The organism is Psychrobacter sp. KFRI-CH2-11 (assembly GCF_038239325.1).
GTDB classification, from domain to species: domain Bacteria; phylum Pseudomonadota; class Gammaproteobacteria; order Pseudomonadales; family Moraxellaceae; genus Psychrobacter; species Psychrobacter celer.
The window spans coordinates 2,587,557-2,601,046 of the sequence record NZ_CP151283.1 but is presented as its reverse complement, the minus strand read 5'-3'; the positions used below and the strand labels follow the sequence as shown (position 1 = coordinate 2,601,046).

At 48.0% G+C, this 13,490-nt stretch carries 11 protein-coding genes; 4 read left to right on the top strand and 7 right to left on the bottom strand.

Annotated elements, in window-relative coordinates; genetic code table 11:
• Window positions 1-83 precede the first annotated feature (83 nt).
• Together AADH33_RS10785 and fkpB are read right to left on the bottom strand one after the other, a co-directional pair.
• Window positions 84-1,124, bottom strand: a complete 1,041-nt coding sequence (locus AADH33_RS10785; protein ID WP_207969411.1) for an NADP(H)-dependent aldo-keto reductase — start codon at window positions 1,122-1,124, stop codon at window positions 84-86.
• A 63-nt stretch (window positions 1,125-1,187) separates the two neighbouring features.
• The gene (gene fkpB / locus AADH33_RS10780) at window positions 1,188-1,685 is read right to left on the bottom strand and encodes an FKBP-type peptidyl-prolyl cis-trans isomerase (RefSeq protein ID WP_075102068.1); all 498 of its coding nucleotides are present in this window, start codon (window positions 1,683-1,685) and stop codon (window positions 1,188-1,190) included.
• A 124-nt stretch (window positions 1,686-1,809) separates the two neighbouring features.
• Here fkpB and AADH33_RS10775 point away from each other — a divergent pair, with 124 nt between their 5' ends.
• Window positions 1,810-2,493 (top strand): DUF1294 domain-containing protein, encoded by a 684-nt coding sequence (locus AADH33_RS10775; RefSeq protein ID WP_348548866.1) that lies wholly within the window; start codon window positions 1,810-1,812, stop codon window positions 2,491-2,493.
• Between the two features lie 426 nt (window positions 2,494-2,919).
• Here the strand turns inward: AADH33_RS10775 and lspA are convergent, their stop codons facing one another.
• The 4 genes from lspA to AADH33_RS10755 all read right to left on the bottom strand — a co-directional run bounded on the left by lspA (window position 2,920) and on the right by AADH33_RS10755 (window position 9,268).
• Window positions 2,920-3,564 carry a signal peptidase II gene (lspA, locus tag AADH33_RS10770; protein WP_348548865.1) on the bottom strand — a complete coding sequence of 215 codons (645 nt, stop codon included), beginning with the start codon at window positions 3,562-3,564 and terminating at the stop codon, window positions 2,920-2,922.
• A complete protein-coding gene (ileS, locus tag AADH33_RS10765) occupies window positions 3,557-6,418 on the bottom strand; it encodes an isoleucine--tRNA ligase (protein ID WP_075102038.1) in 2,862 nt (953 codons plus the stop codon). The genes lspA and ileS overlap by 8 nt, the downstream gene beginning before the upstream one ends.
• Window positions 6,419-6,826: 408 nt before the next feature.
• Window positions 6,827-7,378, bottom strand: a complete 552-nt coding sequence (locus AADH33_RS10760) for a protein disulfide oxidoreductase (protein ID WP_075102039.1) — start codon at window positions 7,376-7,378, stop codon at window positions 6,827-6,829.
• A 252-nt stretch (window positions 7,379-7,630) separates the two neighbouring features.
• The gene (locus tag AADH33_RS10755; RefSeq protein WP_348548864.1) at window positions 7,631-9,268 is read right to left on the bottom strand and encodes a carbon-nitrogen hydrolase family protein; all 1,638 of its coding nucleotides are present in this window, start codon (window positions 9,266-9,268) and stop codon (window positions 7,631-7,633) included.
• 194 nt (window positions 9,269-9,462) lie between these two features.
• Here AADH33_RS10755 and AADH33_RS10750 point away from each other — a divergent pair, with 194 nt between their 5' ends.
• Both AADH33_RS10750 and AADH33_RS10745 read left to right on the top strand, forming a co-directional pair.
• The gene (locus AADH33_RS10750; RefSeq protein ID WP_256713765.1) at window positions 9,463-9,585 is read left to right on the top strand and encodes a hypothetical protein; all 123 of its coding nucleotides are present in this window, start codon (window positions 9,463-9,465) and stop codon (window positions 9,583-9,585) included.
• Window positions 9,586-9,734: 149 nt separating this feature from the next.
• Window positions 9,735-10,364, top strand: a complete 630-nt coding sequence (locus AADH33_RS10745; protein WP_256713766.1) for a BLUF domain-containing protein — start codon at window positions 9,735-9,737, stop codon at window positions 10,362-10,364.
• Between the two features lie 102 nt (window positions 10,365-10,466).
• On the opposite strand, the gene AADH33_RS10740 is transcribed toward AADH33_RS10745, so the two are convergent.
• Window positions 10,467-11,909 (bottom strand): FAD-binding oxidoreductase, encoded by a 1,443-nt coding sequence (locus tag AADH33_RS10740; protein ID WP_075102041.1) that lies wholly within the window; start codon window positions 11,907-11,909, stop codon window positions 10,467-10,469.
• A gap of 320 nt (window positions 11,910-12,229) precedes the next feature.
• On the opposite strand from AADH33_RS10740, the gene serA reads away from it, so the two are divergent.
• On the top strand, window positions 12,230-13,456 hold the full coding sequence (gene serA, locus AADH33_RS10735) for a phosphoglycerate dehydrogenase (protein WP_100748933.1): 1,227 nt from the start codon (window positions 12,230-12,232) through the stop codon (window positions 13,454-13,456).
• Window positions 13,457-13,490 lie beyond the last annotated feature (34 nt).

Genomic DNA, 13,490 nt, shown 5'->3' with positions numbered 1-13,490 from the left:
AAAAAAGGCGCCAATCGCAGCAATATTTACCGCGATTGGCGCTTTTTTTAGTGCTTTGTCAGTGACACATTGGGCGCCGCTTATTAAGGTGACGGATTGGGCTGGCGCGTGTGCACTGCTTCAATGGCATCCAAGACATCGTCAGTGAGCGTTAAATCAATACTATCGATATTGGACTTTAACTGCGTAAGTGTGGTCGCGCCAATGATGTTGCTGGTGACAAATGGGCGTGAATTGACAAAGGCCAGCGCCATCTGCGCCATATCCAAGCCAGCATCGGCCGCTATGTTGGCATACTCAGCGGTGGCGGCAATGGCCTGCTCATTGATATAACGGCTAAAGCGATCATACATGGTCAGGCGCGCGCCAGCTGGGCGTTTGCCGTCCAAGTACTTACCTGATAGTACGCCAAACCCAAGCGGCGAGTAGGCAAGCAAGCCGACGTTTTCACGATGGGCAATCTCCGCCATGCCGACCTCATAGAGACGGTTGAGGAGACTATACGGGTTTTGTACCGTTAGCGGCGCGATTAGACCGTTTTTGTCCGCTTCCCACAGATAGCGCATCAGTCCCCATGCGGTATCATTCGACAGCCCATAAGCACGAATACGGCCTTTTTTAATCTCATTATTCAGTGCTTGGATGGTCTCCAAAAATGGCGTTAAGTCTTCTAAAGACTGCGCTGCCATATCGGCATCATAACCGCGCTGCCCAAAGAAGTTGGCTTGTCGCTCAGGCCAATGCAGCTGATAAATATCGATATAATCGGTTTGTAGACGCTCAAGGTTGCTATCGATGGCGCTGCTGATTTGCTCAGCATTAAAGCGCGTTTTACCGTCACGCAAAAAGCTCATGGGTGACATTTTACTGGCCAGTATGACCTTGTCACGCTGCTGGGTCTTGGCAAACCAAGTACCGATATAACGCTCGGTATCGCCTTGCTTGTCTTTATCTGGTGGTGACGGATACATCTCTGCTGTATCCCAAAAGTTGACGCCTTCGCTCAGTGCCATATCCATCTGGGCGTGTGCCTCAGCCTCGGTGTTTTGCTGCGCCCATGTCATGGTGCCCAGACAGATTTTAGAAACCTGTTCATCGAGTTGCGGCAACGTTGTATATTGCATGTCAGTCTCCTTGTGGACTTTGATTTTAGGGTTGAGCGTTGAGTATTGAGCGTTGTCAGGGCATTACATGATTTGGATGCCAGTCACCCCAGGTGGGGTTACTTTAAAGACTTTGACCTTAAACAATACCGACTGACCGGCCAGCGGATGGTTAAAGTCGACCTCAATCTCATCCTCATTAATCGCACTGATAATACCGGGTAAGGTGTTTTTTCCTTTATCTTCAAACTCAACCATCATGCCGACTTCTGGATGATCGGCGATAAGAGCAAACTGCGGACGGCTAAAGTGCTGAACGTTGTCAGGGTTCCATTCACCAAATGCCTGCTCTGGCTCAAGGTGAGCTGTGCGCGTGTCGCCTGCGCGTAGATTCATAAGTACTTGCTCAAACCCTGGCAACAAGCTTTCATCGCCGACCGTCAGCGTCACTGGTGCCTCACGGCCAAAGGTCGAGTCAATCACCGTGCCGTTTTCTAATGAAACTTCAAAGTGTAGGCTAACAAGGCTACCAAAAGTGATGCGCGTGTCTTCGTTGGGGTTAATAAATTGTGATTCAGTCATAATCAAAAGCCAGTTGTCATAAATATAATAAAGAAATGATAAGTCATTTTGCTGGGTGTGTAAGCGCAAATAGTGTAACGCAAATGGTGTAATATATCTGCCATATCTTAAATAGGGCAGGATTATGGCAACTCAAGCACCCAGCAAACAACAGGGACACGTGCATAAATGGCAAGACGACAAAGGCTTTGGTTTTATCGAAACGTCAAGCGGGGCGTCGCTGTTTTTTCACATTAGTGAGTTTAGAGCGCAGCGCCGTCCTGAGGTTGGTGAAGCGGTGGTCTTTGATGTCGGACAAGATAGCCAAGGCCGCCTGCAAGCCAGACAAGTCCAAGAGCTGAGCTTTGTCCAACAAAAAATGGCAGAAAAAAACCGCCAAATTCGTCAGCGTAATCGCAAACGTAATGCCCAAGCAGAATTTGCAGCGGAGCAAAAGAAACGCTTGTTCCTTGGTATTGGTTTTTATGGGGTTGTAATTTTATTGGCGGCAACTCAAAAGCTCAGCTGGCTGGTGGTTGCATGGTACGCTGTGCTAGGCATCGTCACTTATATTACTTATGGCAAAGACAAAGCTGCTGCTCAAAAGGGTGACTGGCGTACACCTGAGTCAACCTTGCACGTGCTGAGCGCGCTTGGCGGCTGGGTCGGCGCATTAGTGGCACAGACGTATTTGCGCCACAAATCACAAAAGCCTGAGTTTCGTATCGTTTATTATTTAACGGTTATTATCAACTTAGCAGGATTACTCTTTGTCATCATGGGCGGCGGCTTAGAGACGTTGACAGATGTATTATCAGGGTTTCTGTAAATAAAACTAAAATATTAGGCACAAATAAAACATGATGTTTTCACGGGATTTGAAACACATTAAGTCAAATTGTCAATGTAAACTAGGGCATGTCTTTATTTCGAAAATGGTGATAAAAATGAGATAAATTGCGGTCAAACAAGGAAAATGGCGCCGTTAATATCGGGATATAAACCCGCTATTTGACGATGTCTGGCAAAATTTGGCCATTTTTAGCTCATTTAGATAACTATCGAGTGAATTGAAGACACGCCCTAAGGAAGTTGCAGAAAACTTAATAGAATTTAATGCGTTGTGTCTTGTTACAATAAGTCAGAAATTTAGAATAGAAACGTAGGGTTTAGGGTAGACAAAAAAGGTGGGCTACGACTGCGTAACCCACCTTTTTGATTTATAAGTTAAACTGGTCTATCTAACTACACGCAATCATGACCGCGGCATTTCACGCTTTTTTTCCAAAAATAGCATGTCGATGACGATGAGCACGACGCCGATACAAATAGCAATATCGGCAATATTAAAAATCGGATAATGCCACACATCAGCATAATGCACATGAATAAAGTCAATCACATGGCCATGTAGTAAGCGATCAATCAGGTTGCCAATGGCACCGCCAAGCACCAGCGCAAGGCCTGTCGATAGCAGCTTGGCTTGCCGCGGCGCTTTGATTAGATAGCCGATCAAAAACAGCGACATCACCAGCGCCAGTCCCGCAAAAAACCACTTTTGCCAGCCGCCTGCATCGGCCAAAAAGCTAAACGCGGCGCCATAGTTGTAAGCCAGTGTCCAGTTGAGAAACGGCTCTAACACTGGCACAGGCTCAAGAAAATTGAGCGTGGTCTCAGCCAGCCATTTGCTCCACTGGTCGATGATGATCACCACCAGCGATAACGCATACCACATAAAGGCGCGACTGCCATTGGCGACCATCTTAGGGGTCTTAGTTAGGCGACCTCTAGGCGTCGATGAGCTGCCAGTGGTTGCATGTGCCGGCTTGGGGGAGCCGTCGGCCTCAACCTGCGGCGACTTGTGAGGTGAGTCTGACGGGTTAGGCGCAGAATTAGGCATAGTGGCGCACCTCGCCTGTACCGCTCACGTTGGTCACGCAGCGCGCGCATAGCTCAGGATGGGTGCTATCCACGCCGATGTCATCACGGATATGCCAGCAGCGTACGCACTTGGTGCCTGTGGCTGCACTCACTTTGACCTGCAAGTCGCTTGACTCATCGGCATGGCTCTCTGCTGGTACTGAGCCAGAATCTGCGCTCTGAGCAGGGGCTTCACTCATCGGCTGCAGGGTTGCGCTACTGGTAATCAAGACAAAACGTAGCTCTTCGCCAAGCTTGGCCAAGCTCTCTTGCATCGCGCCGCTGGCATACAGATCGACGCCCGCTGATAAGTTGGCATTGATGATTTTTTCGCCACGCGCTGTTTCGATATGTTTGTTGACGATGTCTTTGGCCTGCATGATGCGTTGCCAGTCGTCGCTTGTGATGGCGCTTAGCTCAAACGCTGGGAAGGTGTACCATTCTTGGGTAAACACATAACCTGCGTCTTGTCCGCTTTTGCCTTCTAGTACTTCCCACGCTTCTTGGGCCGTAAAGGACAAGATAGGTGTGATCCAGCGAATCAGCGCATGAGCGATATGATAAATCGCCGTCTGGGCAGAGCGGCGCGGCTGTCCATCGGTCTGAGTGGTGTACTGGCGATCTTTGATGATATCTAAATAAAAGCTGCCCAAGTCTTGTGAGCAAAACGCGGTGACGTGCTGGGTGACTTGGTGAAAGTCCATCGCATCATAAGCGCTAATGATTTGTGCTTGCACGGTTTGCGCGCGCTCAATGATGAATTTATCAAGGCTGACCAGCTTATCCATCGCCACGCTGTTGGTCGCTGGATCAAAGTCATCAGTATTGGCAAGCAAAAAGCGCAAGGTGTTACGGATACGGCGATACATGTCGATCGCGCCCTTAAACACGGTTTTACCCGCGCTCATCTCATAACGATAATCACTCGAGGCAATCCATAAGCGCAGCATGTCCGCGCCCGTTTTATTGATCTCGTCTTGCGGGGTGATGATGTTGCCAAGCGACTTACTCATCTTGCGGCCGTTTTCATCTACCACAAAACCATGAGTCAATACTTGCTTAAATGGTGGACGCTCGTACATCGCCTCTGAGGTCAGCAAGGAAGTCTGGAACCAGCCGCGATGCTGATCTGAGCCTTCTAAATACATATCCGCTGGATTGGTCAGCTCATCACGTTGATCCAGTACAGCAAAATGCGTGGTCCCTGAGTCAAACCATACGTCTAGCGTGTCGGTCGCTTTGTCATAGTCAGCAGCCTCATCACCCAAAAAGTCCTCACAGCTGGCATCAAACCATGCTTCCACGCCGCCATCAGCGATTTTTTGTGCTGCAGCTTCCATCAGCTCCAGTGTATTTGGATGTAGCTCGCCTGTTTCTTTATGCGTAAAGAAAGTAATTGGCACGCCCCAAGTACGCTGGCGTGAGATACACCAGTCAGGACGGTCAGTCATCATCGCCTCGATGCGGTTTTGTCCCCAAGCTGGCGTCCATTTGACCGTTGGAATATCAGCAAGCGCTCGCTCGCGTAAGCCTTTAGCTTCCATATTGATAAACCACTGCGGGGTGGCGCGGAAGATAATCGGCGACTTGTGACGCCAGCAATGCGGGTAGCTGTGCTCGATTTTGGTATGGCTGACGAGGTGGCCGTTTTCGTGCAAGGTGGCGATGATTTTTGGGTTGGCTTTATAGATATGCTCTCCGGCAAATACCGCGGCGCTGTCTAAATACACACCCGTACCGCCCACAGGGTTTTCTACAGGTAGGTTGTATTTTAGACCGACGATATAATCGTCAAGACCATGACCTGGCGCGGTATGGACGAGGCCTGTACCGCTATCGGTGGTGACGTGATCGCCTAGGATAAGCGGCACTTGACGCCCTTCAATCAGTGGGTGCTGGGCGTGCAGACCTTCAAGCTTGCGTCCTGATACGGTCGCCAAGATACCTTTGTGGTCAAGCTTTAGCTCGGTCAGTGCAGTTTCGACCAAGTCTGTCGCCAATAAAAAATGACCTTTGTCCGTTGCTACCACGCTATAGTCGTGCTCAGGATGCACAGCAATGGCTTGGTTGGCAGGCAGCGTCCATGGCGTCGTCGTCCAAATGATGGCAGCAATGCCATCGCCGATGCCATTTAGCGATTCTACCTTGTCGGTATCCACTATATCAAAGCTGACGTAGATGGCGTCAGAGACTTTGTCTTGGTATTCTACTTCGGCTTCGGCGAGGGCAGAGCTACAGTCCAAGCACCAGTTCACAGGCTTCATGCCGCGGGTTACGTGACCATTGTCATAGATTTTCGCAAGTGCACGGACGATATTGGCTTCCTGCGCAAAGTTCATGGTGAGATAGGGGTTGTCCCAATCACCAAACACGCCCAGACGTTTAAAGTCGGCTTTTTGTAGCTCAATCTGGGTGCTGGCATACTCGCGGCACAGACCACGAAACTCAGTGGCCGAGACTTTTTGACCGACTTTGCCGACCTTGGCTTCGACTTTTTGTTCGATAGGTAGGCCATGACAATCCCAACCAGGAACATAAGGTGCATCAAACCCCGACAGCGTTTTTGACTTAACGATGATGTCTTTTAAAACTTTATTGACCGCATGACCTAAGTGAATCTGACCGTTGGCATAAGGAGGGCCATCATGCAAAATATACTTTGGCGCACCTGTGCGCGCCTTACGAATTTTGCCATAGACATCATCGGCTTCCCACGCCGCTAGCCAGTCAGGCTCGCGTTTGGCGAGGTTTGCACGCATGGCAAACGGGGTGTCGGCGAGGTTTAATGTATCTTTATAATCGTGGCTTGGGGTGTCGGTGCTTTTGTCAGTCATAGAAGGTATCTTATAAAATGATGGTTAGAAGTGGGAAAAAGAGCCGAATACATGCTGATCTAAAATAGCGTGCGGATGTTACGTGAACGCTACGCTTACTGTGTCACTATTAATACTGGTATTTGGTTGCGGCGCTAGTTAGTAATATAGCGGCTTCCAACTACAATCACCTTATGTCGTCACAAACAGATAAAAGCGTCTGCCTACATCATAAATACTAATGAGATGATTGCAATACCATATACTGATATCAAAATAATAAGAAAAGTGGCGATAATAATGACAGCTATTATATGACAAAACCAGTGGGGTAAAAAGAGCTGGCCGGTATCGTCCTGTTTTTAGCCAAAACCAATAGTTTATACCATCAAACCAAGACTAAAAAAGAACAAGGCTAAAAAACAAGAACTAAAAAACTGATGACAGCCATAAGCGTAATTTTAGTGACCACAATGGCTGAATGCCCGTTAGACCTTGCGCCATCTCACCCTCTTTTAAGATGACATAAGAGGGCGTTACTTGTCCTTGCCAGTCAGCAAATATCTCGCCTTCTTGATCATTGATGGTGGTAAAGCGGTAGTTGTGTTCGCTCAGGTAGCTATGCAGCGTTTGATCAGAGCCTGATTGGATCGCAATGGTCACCACCGGGTAGTCATTGGCCGCCGCGAGCGTGTCTATGGTCGGCGAGGTCACACGGCAAACTGGGCACCACGTTCCCCAAAAGTACACTAGCGCGGGCCTATCGTTACTGAGCGCTGCCAAGTCAATGCTTTGTCCTTGATAATCGGTGAGCTGCAATTGCGGGTTGGCAGGCATGACTGGCTGCCGCCACCAATTAACCGCGGTATAAATGACGGCAAACATCAAGCCATATATCAGTATCGTCTTGATAAGCGACAGCGCTTTTTGCTGTGGCGTTTTTTTAGGCTTTGCCGCTGTGGTATCAATATCAGTTGTCATAAGGGCTACTTTTCTATGCTTGTCATGGTATCAAAAAGTGTCTGGTCGCTGTTTGTTATCGCGTGTGCTAGGCTGTGCCCTCATTTTTATCACCATTTTTAAAATGAGGACATGCCCTAGATAAAAATAAACGGCTGAATGCTCAGCCGTATGATTCCTAAATGCTTTAAAATACTAATGCTTTAGAGCACTTTCAAAATATCGTCCATCGCTATTGCTGTATCGATTTTATGTCGGAGTGACGATAAGCGCTTAAGGTTTTTGTGCGCGGTCTTGTAGTGGGTCACCGGTCAGCACGCTGCCTGAGTTTTCTCGGCGCTCGCTTGTGCTGAGCTTGCTGGCTGGTACTTTCGACTTTTTCTTCCATTTTAGGCTAAACAAGTCATCGCGGCGGTCAAGCAAGTTATGTACCGAGCCTTCGTTACGGACGTGGATCAGCTTGTCCAAATCTAAGTCAGAGAAAAAAACCATCTCAGTGTTTGCGGTGGTTTCTGCCATAATTGCGTCATGAGGGAAGGCAAAATCTGATGGCGAAAAGATAGACGACTGGGCGTACTGAATATCTAAACTCTCAACCTGTGGCAAGTTGCCAACAGAGCCGCAAATCATCACGTAGCATTCGTTTTCGATGGCGCGCGCCTGCGCACAGTGGCGTACGCGCAGGTAGCCGTTTTGGGTGTCCGTCCAAAATGGAACAAACAAAATATCCATGTCATCTAGAGCCATCAAACGGGCAAGCTCTGGGAACTCGATATCATAACAAACCAAGATGCCGATACGTCCAGCATCCGTATCAAAGACTTTGATCTCGTCACCGCCTTCGATGACCCACGCACTGCGCTCATGCGGGGTGATATGGATTTTGCGCTGCTCTTCTACTGTCCCGTCACGGCGACACAAGTAGCTGACATTATATAGGGTGTCTTCTTCATCCAGTAAGGGCATCGAGCCTGTGATGACGTTGACGTTGTAACTGACTGCCAAATGTGAGATCTCATTTTTAAACCACTCCGTATAGCCGGCCAAAAATCGAATAGCGACGTTTTGGTCGGTGGCCTCACAAAGCCCCATAAGCGGCGCATTAAAAAACTCAGGCAGGCAAGCAAAGTCAGAGTTGTAGTCGGCCATGATATCGACAAAAAACTCCACTTGCTGTAGCAGCTCTTCAGGCGAGTCAACCTCACGCATCTGCCACTGAATACCGCCGATACGCACCTCTGACTTGCGGGTGCTGGGCTTGTATTCTTGTGGTTCATAATAGATATTGGCCCACTCAAGTAGCGTAGCAAAGCCCTTGGACTGGGCATCATCTGGTAGGTACGCGGTCAAAATACGCTTGACGATAAAGCCATTGGACAGCTGAAATGACAGCGCAGAGTCGTGAATCTCACGAGACTCGACAGCATCGATATACTCGCCAGGGGTCAGGTCTTGGTGGTTGTGATAATTGGGAATACGGCCACCGGCCAAAATCGCGCGAAAGTTAAGCTGACGGCATAGCTCTTTGCGCGCATCATACAGCCGGCGTCCGAGGCGATACCCGCGATAGTCAGGGTCGATCAGTGCGTCCAAACCATAAATCGCATCGCCTTTTGGATTGTCTTTGATGATCTCTTTGTGACCGATCAAATCGTCATAGGTATGCGGGTTAGAAAACTTGGCATAGTCAACGCGCATCGACAGCACGATGCCGATCAGCTGATCGTGGTCAAACAGCGCAATCTGTCCTTCAGGAAAGGCGTCTATGAGCGTATGAATGGTGTTTTTTGACCACGCGCCGCCTAGGTTGACGTAGACGCGATCCATCAAGGCTTTTAACTGAGGGTAGTCTTTTTTCTTAATCTCGGCAATCGTCAAATGAAAGTCGTCTGTTTTTTCAATCTTGCTCATAAGGTTCCTATCTGCTGTTTTTATAAAAAATTTTCGTGTAACAAAGGCAATAAAAATATTCCCATTAGAGAATATTGTCGTTACAATGATTTATTGTCATATTTACAATGGGTTAGAGTGATATAGTCCATCTGATATACATCAGATACAACGCTTTATTGAGCGACTAATAGCCATGTATCTGATTTATTTGGATGCGATTATACTCTCTCATCTGCCCTGCTGAATTTGCCAGTAGTGTTGTAGATATCGCGGTGCGTTTTTATCGTCATAAAGACTATATTGCTGGCTATGATAGCAAGTCACATGGGCAATGACAGTCTAACGTGGTAACTATTTGCTACGTTTTTGTGAGCCGGCTTTGATGTCAGTCATGTGCATTCATCTATTGTTATCATTCAGGCAGCGTCTTGTTTGGCTTATTTGCTTCGGTTATCGGCACAAGTGCCCCTTTAGGATTTTTATTATGCCCCTCACTCATACCACTGCATTTAGCCAACTAGAGAACATCGCAGATGATGCGTTGGTACAGTTGGTGTATGTCAGTAGTCTGACGCTGCGCTCGCGCTTAAGCGCCTCGATATTTGATGAAGTAGAAGGCCATGCGCAAGATTTTAATGAGCAGCATGGTATCACCGGTACGCTCTGTTATGGCAACGGCCATTTTTTGCAATGTATTGAAGGCGAGAAGGCCGAAGTGGCGGCGCTGACGCAGCGTATCTTTGCCGATCATCGCCACAAACATGTCGAGGTGCTGCTGTTACGGCAGGTAAGTGGCCGCCGCTTTGCTGACTGGCGCATGCGTTTGCTTTTTTTGGAGCGCTGGCTTTGGTCGCCTGCCACCAAGCAGCAAGCAGCGCAATTGTCACCGTATCTGCCATTTGCGCCGCACGGCTGGTCGCCTGAGCGTACCGAGCAGTTTTTACAACTTATCAAAACCTTTGATAGCCCGCCCCATATCAAAGCCGCTGGTATTACTTATAATGCGCTGGGCAATATGGTGCGTCATATCGCCGCCCCGCATCAAGCGTTTTTAGTGGTGCAAGGGTTTTTAAGTGTGCTATTAATCGTTGGTTTGGTGCTGTTATATTTATAAGCGGTGCTATTGTGCTAAAAGATAATAGAAAAATGACGCTAAACTCTGAGGTTTAGCGTCATTTTTTATGGTTATAGATGGGCTGTTTTTATAAAAAACCTCTTACACATCAAACACCTTACCACGATTCATAATACTATTGGGGTCAAACACCTTCTTAATCTCACGTAAATACGCAATCTCAGTCTCACTGCGGCTATAGTGTAGATACGGTTTTTTCGTCATACCCACCCCGTGCTCTGCAGACACCGAGCCGCCGTATTTTTGTACCGTCTCAAACACGTATTTATTGACAATTTGACACTCACTAAAGAAATCATCTTTGCTCATGTTTTCAGGTTTTAGAATATTGAGATGCAAATTGCCATCGCCGATATGACCAAACCAGCACACCTCAAAGTCTGGATAGTTGCTGGCGACGATATGATCAATCTCAGCGATAAACTCTGGCACATAGCTGATGAGTACTGACACATCGTTCTTATAAGGGGTAAAGACTGAGATGGTCTCAGAGATATACTCACGCAGCTTCCACAGCTCTGCCGCTTGCGCAAGACTTTGGCTCATGACGCCATCGACGACCCAGCCTTCAATCATACAATGCTCAAAGATGGCCATGGCTTTATCCATGATAGGCTCATAGGGCGCTTCAAACTCAAGTAAGGTATAAAACTTGGTGCGAGATTCAAAAGGCTCTTGTACTTGACCATGGGCCATGAGTTTATCGATAGCGACGTCATCAAAGAATTCAAAGGCGGTCAGATCAATCTGCGCTTGAAAGGCGGATAACACATTCATGACATCATTAAAGCTGTCCATACCTAGTACCATGACGTTTAAGTCTTGCGGCTGACGCTCAAGCTTGATTTGGGCATGGGTGACAAAACCTAGGGTGCCTTCACTACCGATAAACAGCTGACGCAAGTCATAGCCGGTGGCGTTTTTTATCATGCCGCGGTTGAGCTGCAAGATATCCCCTTTACCAGTGACGACGGTGAGCCCCATGATCCATTGACGGGTCATGCCATAGCGGATGACCTTGATGCCGCCCGCGTTGGTGCCGATGTTGCCGCCGATTTGACTGGAGCCTGCTGAGGCAAAGTCGACAGGGTAGTATAGGTCTTTTGACTCTGCGAACTGTTGCAGCTGTTCGGTGATGACGCCGGCTTCAATCTCGACCATACGATCGGCAGGATAAAAGGTGCCGATTTGGTTCATTTTGTCCATGCTGACGACGATTTCGCCATTGGCGGCAACGGCACCTGCCGACAGACCGGTACGGCCACCACTGGGGGTGAGGACGATGTTGTGCTCATTGGCAAGCAGGACGATGGCTTGTACTTGTTCGGTGGTCTTTGGAAAGACGATGGCAGAGGCGGCTGGGGCGAAGTGTTTGGTCCAGTCTTTGCCCCAATATTCAAGGCTTTCTGGGTCGGTTTTGATTTGGGTTGGGTCAAACTGATGGCTTGTAAGCAAACAGTCTAAAAGGCTTTGGACGGCGGCGGTACTAGGGTTAGACGGGCTTTGGCTAGATAAAGAAGTCATGGTCAACTCTCGGTATAAACGGTAAGTACTATGCATAAAGGGGATTATTATATCGCTAAATGGATATAACGCGGCAGTTATAAGTATGCTTATATAAGGGGAGGTCGCCCTCAAAAAAAACAGTTCAACCCAGTTTGGCAGCGTGTCGCTACCAGAGTTTACTATAGCATAAATAGTTTTCAGGCTAGATAATCAATAATTCATCTAATCTGCTAACATCGAGACGGAATTTTGTGTAAGATATCTGGACTGTTTTCGTTTCACCCATCATAGATTATCGAGCAGATAATCTTATAAGACAATCATAGGACAGTTCTCATATGGCGTTATCATTAGAAAAAGACAAAATTCGTTTTTTATTGCTTGAAGGTCTGCACGACAATGCCCTAAAAGTATTAAAAGACGCGGGCTACCACAACATCGAAAATATCAGTCACGCCTTAGATCAAGATGAGCTGATCGAAAAAATCAAAGATGCGCATTTTATCGGTATTCGCTCGCGTACGCAGCTGACCCGTGAAGTGCTGGAGCATGCGCACAAGCTCATCGGTATCGGCTGTTTTTGTATCGGTACCAACCAAGTCGATCTAGACGCGGCTCGCGACCTAGGTATCCCCGTCTTTAACGCGCCATACTCGAACACCCGCTCGGTGGCTGAGCTGGTATTGGCAGAAGCCATCATGCTATATCGCGGCATTCCAGAAAAAAACGCCACCGTTCATCGCGGCGGCTGGGGTAAGTCTGCTACCAACTCGCATGAAGTACGCGGCAAAACCATCGGTATCGTCGGTTATGGCTCTATCGGCTCACAGTTGTCTGTACTGGCCGAAAGCTTTGGTATGAAAGTCATCTATCATGATGTCGTGACCAAACTTCCATTGGGCAACGCCGTACAAGTGGGTAGCCTAGAAGAGCTGCTATCGACCGCTGATATCGTCACCTTGCATGTGCCTGACGTCCCAAGCACCCGCTACATGATGGGCGCTGAGCAGTTTGCACACATGAAAGACGGCAGCTACTTTATCAACGCCGCTCGTGGTACTTGCGTAGAGATTGATGATTTGGCAGCCGCGCTTGAGTCTGGTAAGCTTTTGGGCGCTGCGGTTGATGTGTTTCCAAAAGAGCCAAAATCAGCGGACGAAGAGTTTGAATCACCACTACGTAAGTTTGACAATGTGATCTTGACACCGCATATCGGCGGCTCAACTCAAGAGGCACAGGCCAATATCGGTCTTGAAGTGGCTGATAAGTTTGTCAGATACTCAGATCAAGGTGATACAGCGACGGCGGTGAACTTCCCAGAGGTTTCTATACCGTTTAAAGAAGGCTCACATCGTCTGCTACATATCCATAAAAACGTGCCAGGCGTACTGTCACAGATCAACCGTCTGTTTGCCGAGGCGCATATCAATATCTTGGCGCAGAGCCTGATGACAGAAGGCGACGTTGGTTATCTCGTGATGGATGTGGATTATAACGATTCAACCGCCGCGCTTGATCAACTAAAAGACGTTGAAGAAACCATTCGCGTGCGTATCTTGTTCTAACATTAACTGTGATCGTTTGATGTTAAACTGATAC